Source organism: Bacillus sp. H1a (genome assembly GCF_000633475.1).
Classification (GTDB): Bacteria; Bacillota; Bacilli; order Bacillales; family Bacillaceae_G; genus Bacillus_A; species Bacillus_A paramycoides.
The window spans coordinates 1-26,442 of record NZ_AYMH01000033.1; the positions used below are offsets into that span (position 1 = coordinate 1).

A 26,442-nucleotide genomic window follows, 5' to 3' on the forward strand; every position below is an offset into this window, starting at 1 on the left:
CCTATTGGGACAGTAACTACTGAAAATGCGCATTATACTGACTGGTCTGGGCATCATTTTTGTTTATCTTCTAGAGGAGATCTTGTTTTGACAGAAGAAGTTCTCTTATTTCTAAAGTCATTTGCATTAAATTATTGTGATATTACTCCATTAAAGAGAGCTTAATTATTTAGAGTCAAGTTATTTTATGATTTGACTCTTTTTGAATATCTTTCCAGAGTGGCCCCTCATACCCAGAATCGTTTCCGTACCCCTAGCTAGGTGTTCTAGAACATGAGGAGACATATGTCGTTGTAATTCTTCAGCAATCGGTTGAAGTTCGTCAAGAATCGAAAAATCCATAAAAAAACGCCATCCTTTCCTATAATTCTACAGAAAGGATAACGTCTTTTTTGCTTTATGGATAGTGTAAAACCTTAGCTTGATAGCGATGTGGCCGGACCTCTAAAATAAACTACTTTGGTTCAAAATTAATATTTATTTTCAGTTATTAGGTGGAAAAACACTTACTGGTATGTCCGACTTATACAATTGCTCTAATATCTTTTGATCTTTACAATATACTTCTGCATAACTATATTTATTTACTAAATCAATTCTTACAAAAATTGTTTCTTCGGTATTGCACCACCACTCAAAATATTTATCTGAAAATGATTCTCTCTTAATTTTATTTAAAGCTTCCGTTTTTTTAAACTCATCAATTTCACTAATTTTAGCCCCACGTTTTAGCCAAGTTTTATGCTTATTAACCATATAATATTTAATTGCATCATCGTCTAAAAATTCTTCTATATTGTCAGCTCTAATGAAAAAACTTCCCATGCAGAAATCATATATTTTCCCATCCTCATCAATACAAGGTCCAAAATCTCCTGCATAATGATAATCCATACATTGAACATAGTATTTTCCGTTTTCTTTTTTAAAAAATTTAAGTTCATATTTTGCTTCAAATTCATTGAAGTAAAACATATCCATTTGGAAACCCTTATAAAATCTTTCACCAATTTTATACCAAATGCCACCAAATGATACTTGAAAATCAATTACTTTATCAAAAATGGGTATTCCTTCATTGGCAAATATTCTTTTAATTTCATCTATATTTTTAATTGTATCAACTTTCTTACCAGATAATATCATGTCATTTACTGTCTCAGATAAGATTTTTTTCTCCATACTTTTAATACCCTCCATATGAATTTTTGTTACGAATTTTATAACAACTATTCTTTAGTTTATATATTATACATATTAACTCTTGTGACTATCTACATAAAGGATATAGGCCAATAAAAAATCACTTCTCGTTCTCAATTTTTTCGTTTTGGGGTATTCGCTTTTCTTAGTTTGATGGCGATGGGGTGGTACCCCTAATACCCCAGAAGGAAAAGAAAAGTATAATTCCTTTAACGTACAGGGCGTTCCATATATCATTATAAAAGATCATGAAAATAACACTCAAAATGTATCTTTGAATTAAAGTTTGATTAAAAAGTGCGTTCAAACCCTTACTTTACAGTAAAAAATAGAAGCTATTTTGAAAAAAGATTGATTAAAATAGCTTCTATATTTGTGCATATATATTGTGTTTTTATAAAAAAATTTGATCATTTTAGCAAGCGAATAGTGAAGATTCACTCCTGTTTCAGTATTATCTACATTTACTACATAAAATTTCGTTTGCTCTCTTAGCTAATACTTTATCTAATTGTCCAACAGGCATATTTTTTTCTTCAGGTAATACTAAAGAAACTGCAAATTGTTCACCATGTTCGATTGTTTTACCACATTGTGAACATACTAAATTTACATCTTTAAAATGATTTTTTAATTTATCTAACATATTATTTATTCCTCCTATTTGATTGTTTAATATAAAATATATAAATATCATTATATTTATTATACAAGATTAAAAAGAAAAGATGGAGTGGAATTCCAATTCACACCATCTTTAGCAACAACTATTTTATAGATCTGCAATAAAACTTTTTTACATATTATCAATCTTTATTTTAAACGACCAGACTTTTTTATAAATTATCAAACTTTGTTTTAAAGCCACACAAAAATCAATTCTTGGATTCAGCACTCAATTATTAGAAGAGGCTATTTTATAATAATCATCCCCAAAAAAAGAAACGAACAAAAATGTTCGTTTCTTTTTCATGGTGTTTAATGCTCAAGAAAACTTATAACCGCATAAGTATATAGAACGACTAGGGCAAAGGCACATATTCCCATAATAATAATCGCTAGTGCGCTTTTCTCTTGTCTAAACCCTATAATTCCAAGAATAAATGCACTCAACATCGTTACCTTAAGCATATTAGAAAGGTTGGGAATTGAATATTTACTCAACCAGGTAGAGAAACTTACAATTGCTAAAAAAGAGAACAAAGTTAGAACAATAGATGATATATTAATGTGCTTCCCATACTTCAAGTGCATTTCGCTACCCCTTTTCTTTTCATTAGTGAATAATAGGTAGATGACTATATTTTTATTTTATTCTAAATTTTCTTGAAAGTATAGAGCAAAAAGAAGAGGTTGTCCCAAAAGTCGCTGAATAGTTACTTTTGGGCAACCTCTTTTCTTTATTTTTATTTTCCTCTAGTTTAGAGATACTTGCTTCTTTTTAAATTTTTCAAGTTCTTCACGTTCACGCGGAGACAATTTTTCTAGTAGGGGTACCACCCCATTGCTATCAACCTAAGAAAATAGGTCACCCCCAAAACGAAAATTTTTTAATCCTACTAGTACACGCAAGTTTAGAAAATTCTTTACAAGAATTTAGACCATTAAAATAGGAATTAGTTTATATTAAAATTAGTTACATAGATTGAATATTGGAGGTATAGAATTAAGTTGGAAAAAGAATTTATGGTAATCAATAGCTTTTCTGGTGAAAATTTGACTGGAAATCCCGCAGCTGTTTTTTTTGATCCCAGTGGTTTAGATAATAATACTTTGCAAAACATCGCTAAACAGATAAACCTTGTGGAGACAGTATTTGTCTATCCCTCTTATAATGCGGATTTTCTATTTCGTTATTTTACTCCTAATAAAGAAGTATCGCTTGCTGGGCATCCAACAATCGCAGCATTTATGGCACTAGTAAATTCCAAGAAGATTGATCTCAGTAAAAAAAATATATATCAAATTGAAACTCAAAATGGAATACGTGAAGTTGTTATTGATAATGTTAGAAATCAAGTGCTTGTAAAAATGAAGCAAAGCTCTCCTAAGTTCATTTCACCAATAATAAACAAAAAGACAATCGCTAATACTTTGGGAATTAATGAAGCAGATATTGCTTTCAATCTTCCGATTCAAACGATTGATTTAGGCGTGAAATATTTAGTGATAGCAGTAAATTCTTTAAATGCATTAATGTCAGTTAAACGCGATATTCAATTGTTACAAGAGTTGTGTGAGAACTTGGGTGTTCGCGAAGTACAAATATTCACATTTGATACTTATGGAGAGGATTTTGATTTCCACACTAGAAATCTGTGCCCAGGGAAGGCATGGAAGATCCTGCTTGTGGAATGGGGAATGCTGCTGTTGGAGCATATCTTGCTAATAATTATTATAATAAGCAAAAGTATATTCACCTTCGAGCTGAGCAAGGTACGATTGTAAAAATGCCTTGTTTAATAGAAATGTTTATATCTAAAAAAGAAAAAGATATAGAACTTTATATAGGTGGTACTGGTAAAAAAGTGGTTGAGGGTAAGTTCTTTATTTAATTTATAGTAGGGACATCAATCTAAGATGAATTTATATCTATAATTCCAAAAAAACGCTATTCTTTTTGTAGAAATATATGTAGAAAGGATGGCGTATTTTTTCATTTGATGGAAATTTAATTTTGCTAGCTTGATAGCAATGTTGTGCTACCCCTTTGAGAACAAGAATATTATAAAGAATTGACTGTTGTTTATTTATGCCATATAATTCATATATGAAATATATGGTAGCTTTCAGAGAAATAAGAGAGAGATGTAGGAATAGTTGTAAAGTAGCATATTCATTATTTGACAGAAAATATAATTATTAACATCTAATTTGTCTAGTGTAGACTTCATTCTCTGAAGAAAGGGTGTTTTCTATGCAAATAGTGGCAAGAGAATTATATACTTTAATTAGAGATGTATATCATCAATTACAAAATAATCTGGAAAGTCAATTAGAACAATTCGACATCAGTATAGTTCAATTTGGAGTAATACAAGTGTTATCAGATTCAGAAAAAACTTCTATGTCTGATTTAAAACAAAAAATTGGTTGCGCTCCTAGTAATGTTACTACTATGATTCAACGAATGAAGAGAGATGGTTTTGTAACAACTACTAAAAATCCAGCTGATCAAAGAGAAACCCTGGTATATTTAACTGAAAAAGGTAAAGAAACAAAAGAAAAAGTAAATATTCAATATAAGGTATTTCTTAAAGAAAACTTTTCTTATTTTGATGAAGAAAAATTTATAACTTTATCAGAAATTCTCAAAGACCATAAACGCCATTTATTAAATGTTGAAAAAGGAATAACAAAAGTGTAACTAATAGATACACTTTTGTTTAAACATATACTTCATATATGAAGTATATGTTTGGATATATATTTCATATGTGAAATAAAATCGAAAGACAAGGAGAGATTTAAGTGAATGACAAAGGAATTAAACCTATGTTGTTTCTACTAGCAGTTGTAGCATTTTTTGTTGGAATGGATTCTTTAGTGGTATCACCTTTAATTCCTGATATCGCCAAATCCACTGCAACACCGATGGGAAAAGGAGGGTGGTTAATTACCTCTTACGCTTTATTTTATGGATTAACAGCTCCATTTTTCGGACCGATTTCTGATAAATTTGGCCGTAAACAAATGATTGTAACAGGAATGTTTATATTTTCAATAGGAACTTTTTGTACAGGACTAACTCAAGATTTTAACACAATTTTAGTTTTCCGTGCATTAACAGGGTTATCAGGAGCTATGATTATGCCAAGTATATTTGCAATGATAGGTGATAAAATACCTTATAAAATGCGTGGTACGGCAATGGGAATGGTAATGGGGGCAATGGTTGGTTCAACAGTCTTAGGAGTACCGATTGGGGCTTTCTTAACTTCTGTTGGTAACTGGCAATGGACCTTTTATGGTATAGGGATTTTAGCAATGTTGGTTGCAATTATTGTAATGATCATGTTGCCTAAAACGCCACCAACTAATCAAATTCCAGTGTCTGCACCAGTGGCAATGGTGTCGGCGATTAAAACTGCGTTTACAAATACATCTATATTCTTTGCATTATTATCTACTTTCTTGTGGACTATTGGTTTACAGGGGATGTTTTCTTATATTGGAGTTTATTACAAAGAAAATTTTGATTTTAGTGTAGAAAAAACAGGAATGGTAATTTTTTTGGCGGGAGCAGGTAGTATTATAGGCAACGTCATAGGTGGTAAATTAGCAGATAAAATCGGTAAAAAAGTAGTTATTTCAATTGCTACTATTATCGCTGCAATTGGGGTTGTTAGTTTCTCATTGTTAACTGAACATTTAATATCTGCAATTATTGTACACGTAGTATGGAGTACATCAATTGGGTTTGGACAATCTTCATTAACTGCTTTAATCTCAGAATTAAGTCCAAAGGTAAGGGGTACCGTAATGGCTCTTAATAGCTCAGCGATGTATATTGGAATGATGTTTGCATCTGCAAGTGCTTCCTGGCTATTAGTTCACGGAAAGACATTCTTATCTATTGGCATATTATGTGCAATGGCTAGTTTTCTAGTACTACCGATTGTTCATTTTTTAGTGAAAGATAGTACAGCAACAATAGTAGACGGACAACAAACTCAAGTAAAGTGGTAAGGATAAATAATCCAAATGTATATGTCGAAATTATTTATTTAAACATTTTTTCAATGTTAAAACACCAATTCTTCCTGTAAAAAGAAGAGGTACCGCCACATCGTCATCAAGCTAAGAAGATACAACTACCCCCAGAACGAAATTTTGTACTAACTTGTAATAAAAAAGCTCATTTTTTCGTTTTGGGGTGGATTTGTTTTCTTAAGTTGATGGGCATGTATGGTGAGGCCTATTAGGAAAGTTATTCATAACACGGCTATCTATGCATCCAGTGTTCAAAGAATATTTGACCATAAAAACTGTACCCCTAATTGTTAGTTATGTCTAAGAATTAGAGGTACAGTTTTTTATCTATTTATTTATACACGTACAGCCGTACCACTTACAGCAACCATTAACATTCCGTCGCGAACCACTTCGTAGTCTACATCGATACCAACGATCGCATTTGCTCCTTTTTGTGTTGCAAGTTGTTTCATTTCTTCCATCGCAATGTCACGAGCTTCTTTTAATTTACTTTCATATGCACCAGCACGGCCACCGACAACGTCACGAACAGAAGCGAAGATATCACGCACAATATTTGCACCCATAATTGCTTCACCGTTTACGATGTCTACATACTCAATAATTTCTTTTCCTTGAATTGTATTAGTTGTTGTTACGATCATTATTAACACGCTCCTATAATCTCTAAAAAATTTATTGTTATTTCTGATGCTCTTATTATTACATGGAGACAGTAAAGTAACTATCTCCTAGCCTTACATAAAGATGACAGTTCTGTAAGGTAGTAAAACAAAAAAGCTATTTACAACATATATCTCCACTTGGATGGGAGCATATTAACTTTCTTGGAGGGATAAATTTAAATTCAAACAATCAACTACTTTAGAATCATTAAGACCATCCCGGAAGTAAAGTATCAAATCCGAAATTCCTTAACGGGGGAAAATCGGATTTTCATTTTCCAAAAAAATGTATTAGTGTGGGTTTTATGTCATTTGGTTGGCGAGACCCATATATATAAGAATTTGTTGTTAATTCGATTGTAGACCAGAACTTTGGTGAATAATTTTATTATTTTTCCAATCAAGTTTATAATTATCTATAGTTCCAAAGTTGCCACGCGTAGAATTTTTGTGATTTTCTCCTGTCCAACCTTTTATACCATTATACCATAAGAGATACACATCGTTTTCTCTAGCATGTTTTACAGATAAATCCGTTGTAGTTGCATTTTTATCTGCAATTATAATTGCCATTGTACTTGGCTGAAAACCATATCTTACTAGAGCTGGAAGTTGACTGTCTGATGTGAAATTATCTCCCGCATTAATGAATGGATCGGTACGTGAGTTCATAAATAGTTCATTACCATAAAAACCACCCGAATCTCTATTATAAGGTCCATATCCTTTATTATAAAATTGATTAAATTCTACATTCCAATCTACTTTTTTATCTGTGTTATTTGTTACAAACGTTTTATAGTCTGGTTGTTCATATGATATAGTATTAGACCAAGATGCACCGGCTGATGCAGATGATGATGGACCTTCTGGTTTAATCTCTAAACCTCCACCTACATTGTATGAAACTGTAGAAGCTACTGTTTTTGATTCAATTTCATTTTTAGGTGCCACTTTATAAAATTTTGCATTGTCATTACTTGTAATTTCTAACCCTGTTTTAAAAACAGATGGCCAGACCAACGAAGCTGCAGATGGTGTTTCAGGGTTACGCAGAAAACTTGAAGCAATATTACTTCCTTCTGTAAAAACGATTGCATATTTTTTATCAGTATTTGGATCATCAATAAATGAAACTTTTATTGAATTTTTTATGTTTGCGTCAGCATTATAAGTTGAATCTAGACTATGCATAATTTTCGCGCCTTGTCCTATATCTTCAACTTTTGGTAAAGAATCTGCGTGCGCAAATGAAGAATTAAATGCTAAAGATCCACTAACAATAGTGGTAGCCAATGCTAGAGTTTGTACAAATGTTTTAGTTTTTTTCTTTGGAGCCATTGTTTAATTTCCTTTCATAAAAAAAAATAGTAGAAATATATATGTCGATAAACAGATTCTAATTTATATTTCTTGCAATTTTCTTTCATAAATATAACAAAAGTATTACATTTAATTTCATAGAAAGATGAAATTGAGAAATTTTCATTTAGGGGATACTTCAAAACCTATGAAGAGATTAGCAGAAACATATGAAGATAAAGAATATGCAGCTGAAGTTATTGAACGTATTTACAATGAGGTTACTTCTTGTGAAGATATTGGCTTTATTTTAGATTGTAAAAAGCTATTATTGTTGATTTAAAATAAAGTGTGATAATTTGTAAAAAAGATTGATAATTTAAAACAAAGTTTGATAAAAACGGTTTACTAAGCAGAATGGAGGATTGTATTGTGGGTAAGAGTTTATCAGAAATGTCACTAGAAGAATTATGGGAACTGTTTCCTATTATTCTGAAAGAACATAATTCAATATGGAAAGATTGTTATTTACAAGAAGAAAAACTACTTAACAACATAATCAGTAATCAATATATTGAACGAATAAATCACATAGGAAGTACTTCTGTTAACGGGTTATTAGCAAAGCCAACGATAGATATATTGCTTGAAATAACAGAAGACTGTAATTTGAATTTTTTAGTGAATGTGTTGGAGAAAAACGGATATATTTTTGAAAAGCAACCACAAAAGCCTTCACCTCATATGATGTTTTTGAAAGGCTATACAGAAAAAGGATTTGCCGAAAAAGTATTTCATCTTCATGTTAGGTATATAGGGGATTGGAATGAATTATATTTTAGAGATTTTTTACGACTGCATAAAGATGTTGCCCAAGAATATAGTAACTTAAAAGTGACCTTAATGGACAAATATGAATATGATAGAGACGGATATACGGAAGCAAAAACAGAGTTTGTTAACAAATACACTAAAATTGCAAAAACGGAATTTGAATACAAATATAACCCAAACTAATAAGCATTTTATTTCAAATCAAACTTTTTTACAAAATAAGTCCTTGATATGCCAACAAAGCATTCATTTTGATCAATCTTTTTTCAAAATGGATGCTTTGTATTTATTGTGAAATGCTAGCTTGTAAGGTGTTTTTGATCAAACATTATTTCAAAGCTACAATTATGGGGGAACAATATATTATTTTTTATTTATCGAAAAATTCACGTAATTTTCACAGATGCTTTCCTTAAAAGGGGGCACCATATCAAAAAAAGAAAATTGTACGTTTGGACACAATTTGGACACATTTCAGCCAGTTCCCTGTACGTTAAGGAACCGGCTACTTACTTTACTGCTTTTTTATGATTATGAAATTAAAAAAGATATAGTAGAAATCATGTATGAAATAAATGCAAGTAACACAAGGAAGAATATAAGCATGGTATTGGAAACACATCGTTCTATTCTTTTTTTCATTTGAACTTACTTTATTTTTTTAATTTGGTAGGATCAATTTGAAGTTGGGCTTTCCAAGAACCAGATACTTTTCCAATCCTGTTTATATTTACATCTAATGTAAGTGGTTGTTTAAAGGAATCTTTCCCTTCAGGACCTTCGATAAATGTGATGACACCTTCTGGTCTATCCTTAAAACGAATACCAATTCCCTTTAATTCTGCACCTGATGCTTTTAGTTCGAATGGTCCATCACTTGCTCCTTGAATAAATGCTAATTGTCCGAAGTACCCATTTTTCTTATACTCTGGGTTTTTTTCTTGTTGACCATTTACTTTGCCGTCATCTTCAAGTTGTAACCCTGTTGTATCAAATTCAAACGGTACTACATTTCCATTTTCTTTTTCAATTTTGTAATGAACGGATATACGTGCATCTGCTACATATAATTCTTTCAGATGTACTGTAACACCTTGATCTGTAATCTTTTCATCAAGAGGAATAAATTGCCCTTTTGTAACGTCTCTTCCTTCATCAATAATCGTATCATTTGAAATTGCATTGGAAAAATAAGAGGCAACATCTGTAGCTGCAACTCGAACTTGTGGAATCATGGCTGTTGCAAAAAGCCCTGCTACCGCTACTGCAGTATACATGAAACGTTTTGATTTTTTATTCATATTTGTAAACAATCCCTTCTGCGGTTCAGTTTTTTCATTGATATAAGAAACATTTTCTAATTTTGCGTGACTTTCAAATACTTTCCACGCTTGGTCAACATCAATCTCGATTTCTTTTGATGAATGTATTGTTGCTTCCTCTAACTTGACATTTTCCCATTGATTTAATTTGGTGATTTCGAGTAATAAATCTTGGCATGCGTTACAAGTATCTATGTGTTTTGTGAATTCTTTTCTTGTCCCATCAGATAATTCACCGTCTATATATGCTTGAATAAACCCCATATCATAACAATTCATTTATTACGCCTCCTCTAATTGTTGATAGATTTTACGAAATTTTTGCTTGGCTCGGACTAATAATGTTCCAATAGATGATATGTCGATTTGAAGAACTTCTCCAATTTCTTTATATTGAAAACCAGAAAATTTCATTAATAAAATGGTTCGATCTTTCTCATTCATTTCACTAAGCGCCATTTGTACTTTTGTAATTTCTTCTTTTCTAATCCAATCATCATCTAGGGATGAAATGTGCTGTACTTCATGATATTGTATGGTTTTATCTACTCTCGCCTGATGTCGTTTTTCGGATCGTAAATACTTATAAGCTACAAAAGTAGAAGATTTTATTAGCCATCCAGATAAGTTCTCAATCCCCTTCCAATTGTTGCGGTATAACTGTAAAAATACTTCTTGTGCCAATTCTTCAGCAATCGTCTGGTTTTTGACAATCCAAACAATCTGTTTCACAACGTACACATAGTTTTGTTTAAACAAATCTTCAAATGTCACATCCGAAACAGGCCTTTCTTCCCTTTTAATCTTAAACATGTCGGTTAAAACCTCACTCTCATTTGATGCCTGTATTATATAGAACCCGAATTAATGATTTTTGTGACAAAAATTCTTATTTTTTTTTTATATGTACAAAAAAACATTCATCTTTCAATCAGATGAATGCAAAAATTAAAATCATTTTGGTTTCTTAGATTATTTGTGTAGTTTAAACCAAAAAACAAATTTTAATAATCTAAGACCATTACGAGAGAAAAATTATATAAAAAAGTAAGTAGCCGGTTTCTTAGCGTACAGGGAACCGGCTGAAATGCGTCCAAATTGTGTCCAAACGTACAATTTTCTTAAAATGATATGGTGACCCCATGCCCATCAACTTAAGAACGGAAACAAAATGAACTTTCGTTCAAATAAACTACAACACTCTTAAAACACTTTTTATTCTTAAAAATGAGCATGCCAAATAAACCTAGGTAGGTATCATTTTTAAAGATTATGCAGTTTTCTTTTGTTTTCTAAGTCCACTATACTCATAGACAACACCCATAATATCGAAGACTGTTTTCTTCTCATATCGATGAGATTTCCGCCCATTTTTCTGTAATAGGTGGAATAGACGGATTAGAATCTTTGTTATTTCTTGGGTGTCTTTCTGTATAGCTTGATACAAAAGATATAGATAATCTTGGATCATTCCTATCGCTTTATATTCGCTTAATTCTCTTTTTTTCTTTTGCAAAAGAAGTTGGCGCATTTTAAACATAGTAGAGGAGCAAAGGAAAATAGCGATTAGCTTTCCATATAATTGGCACTCTAATCGTTCCTGTTTTACATTACGATAATGGTCTATTTTGAAGAGTGATTTCCACGTTTTAAAGACAATCTCTATTTGCCAACGCAAAGTATATAACTCATGTACCTGTTCCATCGGAACCCATTCCCAAGGTGTATTCGTCACGTACACGTTTAATCCCGCTACCATTTTACTTTTCTCCGAGTACGATCTATTTTGGGATTTTTCTTTTTCCGAAATTTTCGCTCGTCGTTTTTGAAGTTGTTTTTCTGTTAATCGATTAAAAATAACACGTGCAAACAGTTGTTGTTTATCACCAATATAAGCATTTTTTAATTCCAATGTTTCTCCAGGTTGTAGTTGGTTTAAAATTTGTTTCACATCGATTTGTAGGTATTCCGATTGTTTCTTCATTGCACCATTTTTAAAGTATTCTGGGTCTGGATTTTTCACATATACATTCGTATTTAATTTCAAACGAGAAATATAGTATGTACCGCGTTGATCCATTTGATCTAAGTCTTCCAATGAAAAATAACCCAAATCACGAATACATAAATCTCCAGGTTGTAAGGTATCTAAGCACTCCGTACCAAATGTTTTGTCATTATTTTTTCCTGGTCCAACTTGAAAGTTAAGAAATTCCCCACTGTGTAGATCATATTCTAATTGGATTTTGATTCCAGCTTTTTGAGCACATCCTCCAGATCCTGGATATACATTCTCTAAAGCATTTGGCACTTGAAATACGGTGGCATCTAGGATACGAATTCGTTGGAAATAAGAGAAGAAATGGTTAGAAATTTGCGTTTGTTCACATACTTTTTGTTGTAACAGTAAAGAAAAAATATGTTGTAAAAACAAAACTGCTTTAGCATTTAAACGTTTATTTAAGCCCTCAGGGCTGAGTAAAGTACCAGTGGCTGCATGAAGCCTGCTACATAATCGGACTAAGGAATCACTTGCCACCTGTTGACTAATCCAAATACACATAGTAGCTAAGTCTGAGCCAGAAAACTTACGTTTTCTCTTTATAAATCCGACTTCCCTTGCAAGTTTTTCTAAAAATACAGGTGCAACATATCGTTGTAATTCTTCCGCAAATGGCTGTAGTTCACCTTGAATCGAGAGAATCATAAAAAAACGTCATCCTTTCTAATTTAGCCTGTTTAGAAAGGATAACGTTAATGGGCATTTGAGGGTATTAAAACCTCTTGAGTTAATGGGCATGTGGTGACCCCTTATTCCAGAGATGCTAACGAGTTTATTGAACAAGAAAAAAGGACTACCCCAGCGTCCCATTTTCACCAAAGACCCATTTACTTTAAACTATTGCACCCTTTGTATATCAACTATGATTTAACTTTCAAGTCTTTTTTTAAATAATAATGCTCAAAGTCTCTTCCTACATTATCTATACTGCCAAACACTTGATAACCATTCTTTTTATAAAAATCTAACGCTTGAAAACTTAAGGTATCTACTTTTATGAAATCGCATTTTTTATCTAAAGCAATTTTCTCTAGCTCTAATAATAATTTAGTCCCATACCCAGAGTGTCGAATGTCCTCATCTAATATAACAGTATAAATCTCCAGCCAATTCCAACATACCGCACTTAGTATTCCACCACGAACCTTGCCCTTTTCATCCTTAAGGAATAAATTGATTTCTTCATATCTACCTCCCAAATCTTTTGGGAAATGCTTTAAATTGAACCTGTAAAGTTCATCGTCAATATATTGTTTATCGTTTTTATTTAATTCTTTACTAATATGTAGTGTCATTCAAAATCCCCCTCGTTCTCTCATCACTTAATACTCCATAACCCTCGTGGAAATCCTTTCTTTTCTTCGGCTAACCTGCACCCTTAACTCACATAAAGATTTCCAGAAATGGACAGAAGAAATTTTCGTTATGGTGGCACTTCAAAATGTTAGCTTAATAGCCATGGGATGGTACTCAAAATAACAACCAGAAAAAAACTCTATACAGAGGCCTTTTTTCCTGGTATTTTTTTTGTAAATTGATATAAAGCGATTGCTCCTAAAATAACAAGTATTCCTTCAGGAACATCTAATAATACTGTTTTCCATGTTTCTGAAATTAATAATTCATTACCTGTAGAGGCTTTATAATATCCTTCTATATAGCCAATAGTAAACTGAATTACAGATAAAGAGACAAATAACCACAAACCAAGTCGAATTCCTTTTTTATTTTTAAACATATAACACCTCTTTAAATTAAGTAAACATAATATTAAAATTATTATATTAAATATCCATTTTTCTGTCAATTATATTTGTAACTTGTCTAATTAGCGTACCATCCCATCATTATCAAGCTAAAAAGAACGGGTTACTTCAAAACAATAAAAACGAGCATAATGCACAAAATTTTCGTTTTGGGGAATTTTAAAGTCTTAAGTTGATGGGCATGGGGTCACCATATTAAAAAAAGAAAATTGTACGTTTAGACATAATTTGGACACATTTTAGCCGGTTCCCTGTACGTTAAGGAACCGGCTACTTACTTTACTACTTTTTTATATGATTTTTCTCTCGTAATGGCCTTAGATTATTAAAGATTCACATTAATTTCAGAAGAGGATTTGACCTTTAAGGCCAAATCCTTTTTATTTTTATTATTTCGCAGCTAGTTTTTCTTTTACTTTTGCAGGAAGCTCGTCCTTCTTCACTTCTTCCCAAGCTGATACACCTTCACCTTCTTTATCAGAGTAGTAGACGCGTAGGAATGCTTCTTTACGAAGGTTTTTTGGAGCATCAAATGTTTATAGAAATAGAATTTATTGAGAAAATTGAATTTTCATAAAAATAGGTTGTTCCCCCAATATTCTCCACCTATAATTTAGATGTACCACATGATTATATAATAAAGGAGGAGTTCATAATGGGACGTTGGATTATAGTAACAAGTGAAAAGCATGAACCTAAATTAACAGTGTCTGAAACAAAAGAATTACAGAAACTACAAGAAAAAAAATAAAGAAGATAAAGAGGACATTCTTATGATGTCCTCTTTATCTATACATAAATTCATGAAAAATTGTATTTATTTAATTTATTTTACTGGAGGTTATTAGAATGCTATATTCCTGGGAAAGAGAAACCTTAGAAGAAACTGCGCATCAACGTATTATGGATACGTTCAAAGAATTAAGTTTTTCAGTGAAAAAAAAAGCTTTTGGAGATAAAATACAAACCACATATGTGGAATTATTTAATTTAAATCAACAGATTGAATCATTCGGTGTAGGAAAAGGGAAGTACAATGAATTAGGCGCATTGTTTGAGGCCTTAGAGCATTATACTCTGGAGAATATATCAATGAAAGAGTGTGATTTTTTCTCTTCTCATCATATTGCGAAGAACCCAATATTTGAAGGAGAGCGTGTTATGCAATTGATAGTAGAGGAACCAGATCAACAATTACTTTGTAAAAAATACTATTCTTTGAATAATACACAACAACATGTATGGTACCCATTTTTCATTGCTAATCCACATTATATGCAACATCCAATTGAAACGGATACTTATCAGTATCAGAAGGTACAACGATACAGTTCTAATAGTGGCACAGCCATTGGTTCCACTTTACATGAGGCAATTATACATGCAACGAATGAAGTCATTGAAAGGGATGCCTTTTCTTTATTTTTACTTCGGCATTTCTACTATGATATGCCAGATCATACATTAAAAATAATTCATCCAAATACACTTTCACCATCCCTAAAAGAAACGATTGTACACGCAGAAGAGGAATTACAAGAGGAAATTATACTATTGGATATTACAACGGAAGTTGCAATTCCAACTATATTAGCTGTTACAAAAAATAAAAAGCATACTGGTATATTTGGGCTTGGTACATCTTTATACCCTGAATATGCTATCTTGCGAAGTATTACAGAACTGGTTCAGGTGAATCATATCGCTTCTGCAAATATTGGTGATGAGTTAGCACATCGAGAGCATTTTTTGAATCAATTACAGCCGTATCCTCGTCACTATGCTTGTGCAGAAATGAATATGTGCTCCGTATTTAATCAATTTCCAGCCACTTATGTTTCGTTTGAGGATTTACCGAGATTTTCAGAACGTAATTTAATACTTTACATCGAAGAACTGCAAGAACGATTACACCAACAACATTTTTCTATCTATTATTCTCCAGTCAAAGAGTTTTCCAATGGTATAAAAATCATACATGTACTAATTCCACAAATGGAGCGTTTTTTATTGATTACAAATGGTCAATTGGTATTCCCGTCCGAAAGAGGTATGAAAAAGAGTCTTAAATTACAGTCCAGTTTATAAAAAACATCCTATAAGAATTTAAACCAAAAAACAATCGACCATTACGGGAAAAAAATTAGTAAAATCAATAACCGGTTCCTTAACGTACAGGGAACCGGTTAATTTGCGTCTAAAATGTGTCTAAACGTAAAATTTTCTTTTTTTGATATGGTGAGGCCAAATATGTACCTAGAGCCGTATTTAAATTTAAATGTGATACGATAGTTGTATGTATGCATTTAGATGGTAAAAGGGGATGAGTGTTGATGAAAAACCATATAAAAGTAAACTGAAGGGATTTTTCTAGATATATTGAATATCGATAAGTGGGGTTATGTTAAACTTTTAATATGGTTTTTAATCTCTGGACAGGATTAAAATTGTTAAATAAAAATTATTTATACAAACTAATCCCTTATCTATAATAGATAAGGGATTAGTTTAGTTTTGTTGTATGGTATAAACAAAATTGAGTGTCATAATATATGGTAACATGAATATTCATGTGTTTTTAAAATTTTATTTATTCTAAATAAACAAAAAGAACTAGTATCATACTAGTTCTTTTTGTTTGTAGATCCATATTTAAGTAGTAGGGTACTACATATAAATCCGTGATCTTTTTCTTATTTCATTTTAGAAAGATATTTCCAATCCTGTTTTTTCTTAGAAATAGGGGTACGGAAACGATTCAAGGAATGAAGTGCCACAATGGAACTTTGTAATATTAAATTAACTTAATGGTGATGATTTCCTGTTGAAGAATCCTTGTTATAAGGATTCTTTTTTCGTATTATAAATCCACACAAAAAAGATAAGATCGGAGAGGATGATCTTATCTTAAGCATAAAGGAAAAACAAGTGACACAAACCATCTTAATTTTTATGATATTGTATTTTTTGTTAATTTTCGATATAAAACCCACATTTAACATCTATATGGGGTACCGCCAGCATTTTGGAAAAAAACCACGCTAAGAACATGCAAGATTTAATATAGTTTTTTGGTTGATCCAACAACAAACGAGAAACCTAAAACCGCGCCAGAATAGGAATGTATAAAAAAATGCATAGGTCCATAGAACGAAAAAAGGAGGTTCCTTTGAGAGAGTAGGGTTCCTCCTTTTCCTTGCTACCGATAATGATGCGTTATGTTAACCGCATATGTATAGAATATACATCAAAAAATGTACGACTTATTCTAATTTCTTCGTGATAGAATATAAATAATCCATATTTTAACAAAATATAAGGAGGAAAGCTTTTGTATAAAAAACTTAGAAAACACCTGTCACTTTACCTATAAGTTTGCCGCAATTGGAAGCATAAACTTGCCGGAATTCGCTTATTTTAGAAGATATTTATCTAATTGTTCAAGGTAAATGGAAGCATAAATTTGCCGTGGATTAATTATTAACTCATAAACTTGCCGTGAATGTTAAAACAATAAAAATACCTATTATCAGCATCAGGTATTTCATCCTACTTTTTTTACAAATTACTTTGACAGACAAAGTAATTTGTTGTACATTATACTACGAGAGGTGAAGTGTAATGAGTGTTATATCTACAGACTTAATCCGTGGGCATACGGACATGATCATCTTAAACGTCCTTCATCAAGGTGATAGTTATGGATATGAAATATACAAACGGATTATTGAATTAAGTGACAATCAATATGAATTAAAGGAAGCCACTTTATATACAGCTTTTCGTCGATTAGAGAAAGAAGACTATATCTCTTCCTATTGGGGAGATGAAACTCAAGGAGGAAGACGAAAATATTACCGCATCACAGAATCCGGTATAAGTTTTTACGAAAATGGTAAAAAAGAGTGGGACATTGCGAAAGAGATTATAGATCATTTAATTAAAGGAGCAATTACAGGTGCTAATGAGAAATAAAAATTTAGATGAAAGAATACAAGAGTACATCGATAAACAGTTTATAGATGTAAAAGGAACACAGCAATTATTTGATATGAAAGAAGAGTTATTTATAAATTTAAAAGAACGAATTTCAGAAATGATTAAAGAAGGTTATACAGAAGAAGATGCTTTTAAAAAAGGAGTCATTTCAATTGGAGATTTAAGTGACTTAGTGGAAGAAATGCGATTGTATGGTCAAGATGGAACGAAACAATCTATTGACTCTAAAGAAGCACTACATATTTCAACAAAAGGATTGATTGTTGGAATATTATTATTTCTTTTTGGGATATTCGCATCCTTAATAGCAAATTATTTACTTGGATCACAATTATTTTGGGTTATCTCTTGTCTTTTCACTGTTCCAGGTATGTTGTTAATTATTCATAGTTTACTAATAAAAGAAACACGTAAACGTTATGCAATGAATAAGATCCGTGCTAGATATTACATTTTAGCAATCGGAACTTTCCTTTATGGTTTGTGTATATCAATTATCATTTTTTTCCTTCCAATAAAACTTGTTGCAATAATCTTATTCATGGTAGCCATTTTGATTAGTTTGGCTATTCTTTTATCCCTTCTACTGACTGGGAGAAGTCGTTTAAAATACAGGGAGATATAAGGGAGCAATAATTCAAACGCAAGCACCCTACATATTCTCTTGTCGGTATATGTATTAACTTTGTATTAGGAAGAGACTAAATTACAACCATTAAGCAGTAAAATCAATAACCGATTCCTTAACGTACAGGGAATCGGTTATTTTGTGTCCAAATCCTTTTATTTTTTTGGAAGCATAAGCTTGCCGTTCCGACAAACATATGGTTCTTATCACAACACCTTATATTAGGTTCCCTAATTCTTATCATTAGTGGCTGCTCAATTTCAAAAGGATACGACACACAACAAGAAGCATTAAAACAAGGATTAAAAACAACAAATAATACAGAACTAGATAAATATAATGCTCTAAAACATATTATAAAAATAGATGGAAAAATAGCCTTTTTTGTTACACCTGAAAATTACATTTCAATAGCAGATTTAGAAATAGAAAATGGGAAATGGACTGTTAGTGGGATAACAGGAGCAACAAATGTAAGTGAGTTAGAAGTACAAGATTCTGGTATATCACCTACTATGGGAATATCAAATGGAAAAGTTATTTCTGGTTATCTTAAGAACCCATCTATTAGCAAGGTATCATATGAATCTACCCCAGGACATATTGTAGATTTGGATAAATTCTTACCAAATGAAACAAAGTATAAAGGATGGAGTTTATGGTACGTGATCCTTCCTAATAAACTAGATGATGATTTAAAGTCTTTTGATCTTATTACGACTGTTTTAGAATTTAAAGATACAAATGGCACTATTATAAAATATAAGAACTGATCATCTAAAAACAACTTCTGATAACGATAATTATGTAAATGAGCTGTCCATATGGGCAGCTTATTGTATTTTTTGCTTAGCGTGTTTTTCTTCAAAATTGCTGGCGGTACCCAAATATTACTTAACATGGTAAAATAATATTCGGATGGGAGTCCAATACATATTATTAAAATTAAGATGGTTCAAGTCGCAGGAAGACACCTTAGGGTGTCTTTTTTTATTATAAATTTTTAGGGGTATGGAAATATAGCTATCAGGTCAACTAAACTAGTATCTTAGGGTCATTAACTTAAACACAAAATAAACTCATGTCTATTTTGTGGATTAAATTCATTCTCCTTGGATAAAGGACAGTAAAACCCCCTGAGTAATTAATTTTGTTGATTTTTATTACAATTTTGTAAGGTTAAGTAATAAAAATCGATAGAACTGGATATTCGAATGAGATACTCTGAATAAAGGAGAGAATATTCTGAAAAACGGGAGTGGAGTAAATGAAGAATAGGCAAAAAGCATCGATAATTTTCAAAAGTATTTTATGTTTAATCATTTTCATATTAATTACGAATGAAGCGTGGTTTACGAAAGTGGTGAGGGCAGAATCGGGTGCGTTGACTGATAGGAGTGTAGAGAACTTCAAGAAAAAGATGGATGAACAGGTACCAAAATGGCAGGAAAATTATCATGTACCAGGGGTTGCAATAGGTATTGTACATGAGGGTCGTATTGCTTATACACTTAACTACGGTTATGTAGATAAAAAGAAAAAAAAAGCGGTGAGTGATGATACTTTATTTCAGGCTGGTTCCATATCTAAAAGCCTTACAGCGTGGGGAATCCTACATCTCGCAGACGAAGGTCGTTTATCACTCGATGATCCCGTTGGGAAATTTTTAACCAAATGGAACTTACCTAATTCAGAGTTCAATAATAATGAAATCACGATAAGAAGATTATTAAGCCACACAGCAGGGCTATCTGCACATAAAGGATATCTTGGGGTTGCACCCGGGAAACATCTTGATTCTATCGAGGAGTCTTTGTCTGGAAAAGGATGGTTTAATGAGCCAGTGGAGGTTACCAAAAAACCCGGTTCAGAAACACTTTACTCTGGTGGTGGATATACAATTTTGCAACTTGTTATCGAAGAGGTTACCGGAATGCCCTTTGATCGTTATATGGAGGAACAAATTATGAAACCTTTAGGAATGAAATCTAGTTCATTCCTACAACGACCTGAAAATCCTAATCTTTCGAAAGCCTATGGATATTTTGGAGAGGAACTCCCTAGTTATCAATTTACCGAACAGGCTGCTGCAGGTCTCAAGACAAATGTTGCCGATATGATGACATTGATACTTGCAAGCATGGATGCGAATAATTATAAAAATAAAGGTTATGGTGTCATCAAAAGTGAACGTGTCGAGGAAATGCAAAAGCCGGTATTAGGGGAGAATGGTTTAGGTGTATTTGAAAAAAAGTTATCTAATCAATGGAAATTAATTTATCATTCCGGTGACAATCGAGGTTGGCATTCTTTTTATGGTTTGATTCCTAATACAAAGGATGGATTGGTAATCCTTACGAATAGTGAAAATGGTATAGACTTAAGACAGGATATTTACCACGCATGGATTGAATATGAAACTGGAAAATTACCTGAAAGTTACTTCTCTCTCGCTGAGCAGAGAAAACACAACTCAATTATATCAATTGTTATTGGAGCCACACTTGGTGTATATTTGCTTCTGTTTGTGATTAGATTGTACAAAGGTAGAGGAACCTTCATTATTAAGCACGAGAAGAAACCTTACATCAGATTAGTGGTTAGGATATTTTTACTTATTATTACCGCTATGCTCGTATTTTGTGCTTCCTATTTGTGGAAGGTTTTAAGTTTAAATTCTGGCAATACAATAAATTTTATTCTAATAATGGCGTGGATTATGGCATTATTAATTAGTGGATTTTTCCCGAAAATTCGAAGTAATAAAAAACAATAATCAGACAATGATATAATTTAAATTATATATTTAAATACTTAAGGGTTTACAAGGAGTACCGCCCCACATATCCATCAAGCTAGTAAAAATAAATACCCCAAAAATAGTAAAATTGACATCCACAGAGTAAAAATGTAAAAAATTATTGTTTTTGGGGCATCATAAAACCTTAGCTTGATAGCGATGGGGCGGGACACCTTTTACTATGCACTTGTGGCATGAATCGTACCCTTTGGATACATTTGTTGCAAATACATATAAGACACAGCATTTCAATTAATTTATGATACGATTATAAAAAAGGAGGAAACGATGTGCACAATTCACAAGAAGACATGTATGAACAATTGAAAGGTAAAAAAGAGGAAGTCACTTTATTTTTAAAGAGTGGGGTTCCAATACGTGGGCAAATCCTTGCAACAGATAAATTTACTGTCCTAATGATGGTTCATGGTAAACAACAACTAATCTACAAACAAGCAATCTCTACACTTGCTACGTAATACATACTGGGCTTATGTAAATATTTCTCAATATTATATTATTAATATGTAAACTATAATATAAGTAATTCTTTTTATTGTTTATATTTTGTTATTTCCTGTTGCAGAATCCTTATTATATATAAGGATTCCTTTTTTTGTTACAAATCCAAAAAAAAAGATAAGATCGGAGAGGATGATCTTATCTTAAGCATAAGGGAAAAACCAGTGACACAAACCATCTTAATTTTTATGATATTATATTTTTTGTTAATTTTCGATATAAAACCCATATTTAACATCTATATCAATATTGAGAAATTTATTACAAAAATAGCTATAAATGATTCGAAATCCGAATGTAAACTTTTACCCATTAGTTTACTTTCAAATTCACTTAAGGTACACATTTTCTCGTATCAAAAACCTCATGTTTATAAAGGTATACCTTTACAAACAGATGTAGCACATCTATGAAACATTGAAATATCAAGTTTATAAAGGTGATTGGAATTACTTTGTAAACGTTTATTTTTAATGAACACCTTTATAAACGAAAATGGTATAATTGAGGTAACAAATGTAAGGAGAATCTTAAACTTGGCAAATATTTATGGATATATACGTGTAAGTACAAAAGATCAAAATGAACAACGTCAATTACATAAGATGATGGAGCGAGGAGTGGAAGCTCGGCGTATTTTTGTCGATAAAGCAAGTGGACGACATTTTAATCGCCCTCAATATCAATTATTACGAAAAATATTAAGTACAGGTGATATTGTTTACATAGATGCCTTAGATCGTATGGGCCGCAATTATGATGAGGTAATTTCAGAATGGAAGTATATAACAAGAGAATTACAAGCTGATATCGTAGTTTTAGAAAATGAAACATTATTTGATAGTCGGAAATTTCGTGAGATGGGTGATATGGGCCGATTAATGGAAGATCAATTTTTATCTTTGCTTTCCTATGTTGCGGATCAAGAACGTAAAAAGATTCGTCAGCGACAAGCGGAAGGTATTGCAGTAGCTAAGTCTCAAGGAAAACATTTAGGCCGTCCTCAGGTGAACCTTTCGACCTTAAGTAAACAACAAATGAATATAATAGAAGAAACTTATTCAAAATGGAAAAGTGGAGAAATAACTGCTGTTATATTTATGGAAATGCTAGAACTAAAGAAAAATACCTTTTATAAAATTATGAAGGAATATGAAAAAGTAAACTAGGGATTTTCCTATAAAGCGTATCACCAACACTTTAACGAAACTATAGCAAACCATCCAAATTTAGAATCTGTACGTATTTTGATTGGTGACGGAATAACTATTACTAAAGTGAAGAAATATTCATATTTGAATGATTGTACATCCGATTTTTTTACTATCTAACAAAAGTGTAATGTTAATGTTATGTTGTTACATTTCTTCTTTGTGGAGAAAGATTTAAGATAACAATATAACAAAAACACATGAGGTGAAGGAATTGAAAAAATATATCGCACTTTTTAGTATTTTAGTCGTATTTGCAACCCTATTAGTAGGTCCTGGTTGGAATCCGGGTTTACATCATTTGGGTAAATTATCTCAGGATAAATATTATGTTCAAATTACAACGGATGGAACTAAAAAAGCTGATAACGGCGAAACATCAAAACGCTTTGATTATAAGTTAACTGGATTTGATAAAGACGGTAAAGAAAAAGAATTAGAATTCAATACTCGAAAAAACCTTCGTAAAGAAGCATTCATACGCGTCTACTATTCTGATAAAGAAGGTCAAGAAGGTGTATCAGGTTGGGAAGAAGTGAAGAAGGACGAGCTTCCTGCGAAAGTGAAAGAAAAACTAGCTGCGAAATAATAGAAATAAAAAGGATTTGGTCTTAAAGGTCAAATCCTTTTCTGTTTTCAGAATCCTCTTCTGAAATGACTGTGAATCCATGTCTTTTAAATAGAGCTGTTGTTACGCCATAACCATCTTGTTTATTTCCATTAAATTCTCCAGTGTAAATAGTAGAACTAGCACAAGATGGGCTACGTTCTTTTAAAACGAGGTTCTGGTGCAAATATATGAAGAAGAACATGAATGATAGTAGCTTCCTAACGGAACCGTATTTTATGTTATAAGTCCCAACACTCAGTGGATAAATTCTTTCCGATTTCGGGCAGACTGATCCCGTAAATCAATTTGTCTTTTTTTATCATATGCATGGCTTCCACACCACTCAATATAGAAGTTACTGTTTTATATGACTTAAATCCCAGCATAGAGCGCACACATTTCTTGATAAAACGATGATCTTGTTTTACTATGTTATTCAAATATTTTATCTGTCTAGTTTGGATGTCTGTTGGCATCTTTTTTTCTTTCTTCAATTGTCCTATGGCTATTGGATATGCTGGATTTTTATCAACTGTGATTACGCGAGGTTTTGAAACATAAAAAGACCGCAAGAATTTTTTGGGAAATCGCCTAGCAACCTTATGATTTCTAGCTGTACTCAGATAAAAGTCAATCTTATTTCTTTTAAAATCTATCGCACGATATAGATACATCCATTGTCCTTTTACTTTGATGTATGTTTCGTCGGATCATTCGTTTGTTTGAGATGATATCAGATGCGCTGATCCAGCTGAGGACCATATTGATATACCCACCGCATAATAGTAATAGTTGTATGAACTATTTCTATTCCTCTATTGTATACTTTGGAGTTACTTGACGTTTACAAAAAAATAGCCCTTCACCTGACCAAAAAGGATCAGGTGAAGGGCTATTTTTTGTATTTCTATCATTTTTTACTGTTTTTGTTCACTAAAATCTTAAAAAATTCCAGAGTGTTGGAAACCAGTTAGGGTTTCCCAACACTCATTAAAAACATAATCTAAATAGATTCTGTTTTTAATGAAAGTTGCATTTTATTTTTTTATGGACGTTACCTTCCAATACGTGCACGTTCTTAATAACCATTCTATGGGTCCCATTTTAAAGTATCGAAGCCACAGCGTACTAAATACTAATTGAATCACATATATACCAATGCAAAGAAACAGAGTTTGGATATAAGTGACAGTGACTTTCCCTGATAATTGTAGAAAATATCCAAATACCAACACTAAAGCGGATTGACCAAGATAGTTTGTTAACGACATACGACCATAGTTTTTTAAGGGAGATAATAGCTTTTGTACCCATGAATATTGTAATAATAATATTAATATCCCTACATAACTCGCAGAAACAATAGGACCAATTGCAATACCAATTTTTATGAAAATTTTCGAGTCCATTGCCTCCTTAGTTGGCATATCGACTATAGTTGAAGGCATATGTGTATATTGAATCCATAATCCAATTATACTTAAAATAAATGCAATGATTGTAAAAACCTTATATTTCCATATGTTTTTCGATATATTCTCAAATATACGATATTGCCCTGCTGTAAGTCCCAATAAAAATAAGGTGAATATTAATAAAATTTTATCACCTAGATAACTCACGTACATTACTCCTAATAGTGCTAATATCAAATTGATATGTTTGTTTACTCTATAAAAAGGGATTAGAAAAAGTCCGAACACTGCATATAATGTTAATATATCAAGATCATCGACAAAATAAAAATGGATACAGCCCATTGCAAATAATACAACCAGTCTTCTTAAAAATAGACGATATGCATTATCATTTTTTGCTTTTGCACGTGTGATAAAGATATAAAATCCTATACCAAATAAAAAAGTGAAAATTGGCATAAAGCGTCCTTCTACAAAGAAATATAAAAAACGTTGATATGATGCATCAATAGAGTTTGGCGATGGAGAATCCACTTTTAAAAGAAAAAAGGGAACATTCACTAGCAAAATCCCTATCAAAGCAAATCCTCTTAAATAATCTAATAAATCTATCCTGTTGTTAGTAATTTCAGTTTTCATGTTTATTTTCTATGCTCCTACATTCAAATTTTATTGATTTTTGTCTCTGTACTATTCCATTGAGTGATGTTAATCCTACAATATTATAAGAAAATTTACCGCTCTTTATTTTGATCTGCACTGAAAACTCTGATATATCCAAATTTTTCATATTGCAAATTCTTCACCTACTACTGTAAAAATAATTAATAATATAAAATGCCTACATATTTTTTCACATTAACATTCCTCCGTTTTCGTTTGATCACATATGACTTTATCATATATCTTTCAATTGAAAGATGTATGTTCCTTACACTAACGTTACAATTTTGTTATGTTAATGATTATGCTTAAAGAATACGGAATTACTAAAGTATGTCTAAACGTACAATGGTATTGTGAGTCTTATAAGCTGAACAGATGAGGTCTAAATGGCTGAGTTTCTTTTATCGCTTATATTATCAAGAAACTTCTCCCTTGCCTTTCGAATGGCAAGATTGAGGCTTTTATATTGGGGAGCATTTTGTTTGGGTACATAAAATATAACATGTGGTTTTAGTCCATAAATAAAAGCCTCCTGATTAATCAGGAGGTTCTTGATCTTTCAGTCTTATAAAATTGACTTCTAAAGCTCATAAGAATACTTCTTCGATTTTTAGTGTTCGTTATTTTTCATTTCCAAGTTTAAGTAGAGATGCTTTTTTAGTCATTTTACATCACCTCATCCACACTATATGCAAAAAAACTATGGACAACCCTATAT

Annotated in this window: 24 protein-coding genes and 3 pseudogenes; 13 read left to right on the forward strand and 14 right to left on the reverse strand. The window is 31.8% G+C overall.

Annotated features, from left to right (window positions below; genetic code table 11):
- Positions 1-483: 483 nt before the first annotated feature.
- From U860_RS0115645 to U860_RS0115655, 3 genes are all read right to left on the reverse strand, one after another.
- On the reverse strand, positions 484-1,182 hold the full coding sequence (locus U860_RS0115645) for an NADH dehydrogenase (RefSeq protein WP_025149289.1): 699 nt from the start codon (positions 1,180-1,182) through the stop codon (positions 484-486).
- 475 nt (positions 1,183-1,657) lie between these two features.
- Complete coding sequence (locus tag U860_RS0115650; RefSeq protein ID WP_017762595.1) at positions 1,658-1,849, reverse strand: hypothetical protein; 192 nt, start codon at positions 1,847-1,849, stop codon at positions 1,658-1,660.
- A gap of 332 nt (positions 1,850-2,181) precedes the next feature.
- Positions 2,182-2,457 (reverse strand): hypothetical protein, encoded by a 276-nt coding sequence (locus U860_RS0115655; protein WP_000550339.1) that lies wholly within the window; start codon positions 2,455-2,457, stop codon positions 2,182-2,184.
- 417 nt (positions 2,458-2,874) lie between these two features.
- Here U860_RS0115655 and U860_RS32445 point away from each other — a divergent pair, with 417 nt between their 5' ends.
- From U860_RS32445 to U860_RS0115675, 3 genes are all read left to right on the forward strand, one after another.
- On the forward strand, positions 2,875-3,651 hold the full coding sequence (locus U860_RS32445) for a PhzF family phenazine biosynthesis protein (RefSeq protein ID WP_025149290.1): 777 nt from the start codon (positions 2,875-2,877) through the stop codon (positions 3,649-3,651).
- A 469-nt stretch (positions 3,652-4,120) separates the two neighbouring features.
- Positions 4,121-4,570: a MarR family transcriptional regulator gene (locus U860_RS0115670; protein ID WP_025149291.1), complete on the forward strand. Its 450-nt coding sequence runs from the start codon at positions 4,121-4,123 to the stop codon at positions 4,568-4,570.
- Positions 4,571-4,674: 104 nt separating this feature from the next.
- Positions 4,675-5,892 carry an MFS transporter gene (locus U860_RS0115675; RefSeq protein WP_025149292.1) on the forward strand — a complete coding sequence of 406 codons (1,218 nt, stop codon included), beginning with the start codon at positions 4,675-4,677 and terminating at the stop codon, positions 5,890-5,892.
- A 359-nt stretch (positions 5,893-6,251) separates the two neighbouring features.
- Here U860_RS0115675 and U860_RS0115680 read toward each other — a convergent pair whose 3' ends face one another.
- Complete coding sequence (locus U860_RS0115680; RefSeq protein WP_002107134.1) at positions 6,252-6,563, reverse strand: heavy metal-binding domain-containing protein; 312 nt, start codon at positions 6,561-6,563, stop codon at positions 6,252-6,254.
- A 369-nt stretch (positions 6,564-6,932) separates the two neighbouring features.
- Positions 6,933-7,925, reverse strand: coding sequence for a beta-channel forming cytolysin (locus tag U860_RS0115685; RefSeq protein ID WP_025149293.1), 993 nt, complete (start codon positions 7,923-7,925; stop codon positions 6,933-6,935).
- A gap of 169 nt (positions 7,926-8,094) precedes the next feature.
- Between U860_RS0115685 and U860_RS36840 the strand changes: the two genes are divergently transcribed.
- Positions 8,095-8,229 (forward strand): hypothetical protein, encoded by a 135-nt coding sequence (locus U860_RS36840; RefSeq protein WP_275887054.1) that lies wholly within the window; start codon positions 8,095-8,097, stop codon positions 8,227-8,229.
- An 89-nt stretch (positions 8,230-8,318) separates the two neighbouring features.
- Positions 8,319-8,903 (forward strand): GrpB family protein, encoded by a 585-nt coding sequence (locus U860_RS0115695; RefSeq protein WP_025149294.1) that lies wholly within the window; start codon positions 8,319-8,321, stop codon positions 8,901-8,903.
- Between the two features lie 470 nt (positions 8,904-9,373).
- On the opposite strand, the gene U860_RS0115700 is transcribed toward U860_RS0115695, so the two are convergent.
- The 6 genes and pseudogenes from U860_RS0115700 to U860_RS33450 all read right to left on the reverse strand — a co-directional run.
- Positions 9,374-10,321, reverse strand: a complete 948-nt coding sequence (locus tag U860_RS0115700; protein WP_025149295.1) for a DUF4179 domain-containing protein — start codon at positions 10,319-10,321, stop codon at positions 9,374-9,376.
- Positions 10,322-10,324: 3 nt separating this feature from the next.
- Positions 10,325-10,855, reverse strand: coding sequence for an RNA polymerase sigma factor SigX (locus U860_RS0115705; RefSeq protein WP_025149296.1), 531 nt, complete (start codon positions 10,853-10,855; stop codon positions 10,325-10,327).
- Positions 10,856-11,312: 457 nt separating this feature from the next.
- Positions 11,313-12,749, reverse strand: coding sequence for an IS4 family transposase (locus U860_RS0115710; protein ID WP_025149297.1), 1,437 nt, complete (start codon positions 12,747-12,749; stop codon positions 11,313-11,315).
- A 215-nt stretch (positions 12,750-12,964) separates the two neighbouring features.
- Positions 12,965-13,399 carry a GNAT family N-acetyltransferase gene (locus U860_RS0115715; protein WP_025149298.1) on the reverse strand — a complete coding sequence of 145 codons (435 nt, stop codon included), beginning with the start codon at positions 13,397-13,399 and terminating at the stop codon, positions 12,965-12,967.
- Positions 13,400-13,599: 200 nt separating this feature from the next.
- Positions 13,600-13,842 (reverse strand): DUF3937 family protein, encoded by a 243-nt coding sequence (locus U860_RS0115720; protein ID WP_025149299.1) that lies wholly within the window; start codon positions 13,840-13,842, stop codon positions 13,600-13,602.
- 417 nt (positions 13,843-14,259) lie between these two features.
- Positions 14,260-14,397 (reverse strand): annotated as a pseudogene (locus U860_RS33450) (hypothetical protein); the annotation flags it as partial.
- 322 nt (positions 14,398-14,719) lie between these two features.
- On the opposite strand from U860_RS33450, the gene U860_RS0115730 reads away from it, so the two are divergent.
- The 8 genes from U860_RS0115730 to U860_RS0115770 all read left to right on the forward strand — a co-directional run bounded on the left by U860_RS0115730 (position 14,720) and on the right by U860_RS0115770 (position 23,619).
- Positions 14,720-15,958 carry a YcaO-like family protein gene (locus tag U860_RS0115730; protein WP_025149300.1) on the forward strand — a complete coding sequence of 413 codons (1,239 nt, stop codon included), beginning with the start codon at positions 14,720-14,722 and terminating at the stop codon, positions 15,956-15,958.
- 1,533 nt (positions 15,959-17,491) lie between these two features.
- Positions 17,492-17,845, forward strand: coding sequence for a PadR family transcriptional regulator (locus U860_RS0115735; protein WP_025149301.1), 354 nt, complete (start codon positions 17,492-17,494; stop codon positions 17,843-17,845).
- Positions 17,835-18,494: a permease prefix domain 1-containing protein gene (locus U860_RS0115740; protein ID WP_029953000.1), complete on the forward strand. Its 660-nt coding sequence runs from the start codon at positions 17,835-17,837 to the stop codon at positions 18,492-18,494. Before U860_RS0115735 ends, U860_RS0115740 begins: the two co-directional genes overlap by 11 nt.
- Before the next feature lie 197 nt (positions 18,495-18,691).
- Positions 18,692-19,270 (forward strand): hypothetical protein, encoded by a 579-nt coding sequence (locus U860_RS37005; protein ID WP_029953001.1) that lies wholly within the window; start codon positions 18,692-18,694, stop codon positions 19,268-19,270.
- Between the two features lie 494 nt (positions 19,271-19,764).
- Positions 19,765-21,273, forward strand: coding sequence for a serine hydrolase domain-containing protein (locus U860_RS0115750; RefSeq protein WP_025149304.1), 1,509 nt, complete (start codon positions 19,765-19,767; stop codon positions 21,271-21,273).
- A 314-nt stretch (positions 21,274-21,587) separates the two neighbouring features.
- On the forward strand, positions 21,588-21,776 hold the full coding sequence (hfq, locus tag U860_RS0115755) for an RNA chaperone Hfq (protein WP_025149305.1): 189 nt from the start codon (positions 21,588-21,590) through the stop codon (positions 21,774-21,776).
- Positions 21,777-22,355: 579 nt separating this feature from the next.
- The gene (locus tag U860_RS0115765; protein WP_025149307.1) at positions 22,356-22,988 is read left to right on the forward strand and encodes a recombinase family protein; all 633 of its coding nucleotides are present in this window, start codon (positions 22,356-22,358) and stop codon (positions 22,986-22,988) included.
- Positions 22,989-23,244: 256 nt separating this feature from the next.
- Positions 23,245-23,619, forward strand: a complete 375-nt coding sequence (locus U860_RS0115770; protein WP_025149308.1) for a YxeA family protein — start codon at positions 23,245-23,247, stop codon at positions 23,617-23,619.
- Positions 23,620-23,641: 22 nt separating this feature from the next.
- Here U860_RS0115770 and U860_RS0115775 read toward each other — a convergent pair.
- The 3 genes and pseudogenes from U860_RS0115775 to U860_RS0115785 all read right to left on the reverse strand — a co-directional run.
- A pseudogene (locus U860_RS0115775) lies at positions 23,642-23,812 on the reverse strand (DUF523 domain-containing protein); the annotation flags it as partial.
- Between the two features lie 83 nt (positions 23,813-23,895).
- A pseudogene (locus tag U860_RS0115780) lies at positions 23,896-24,457 on the reverse strand (IS6 family transposase); the annotation flags it as partial.
- A gap of 220 nt (positions 24,458-24,677) precedes the next feature.
- Positions 24,678-25,697, reverse strand: a complete 1,020-nt coding sequence (locus U860_RS0115785) for a DUF418 domain-containing protein (protein WP_025149311.1) — start codon at positions 25,695-25,697, stop codon at positions 24,678-24,680.
- Between the last annotated feature and the right edge of the window lie 745 nt (positions 25,698-26,442).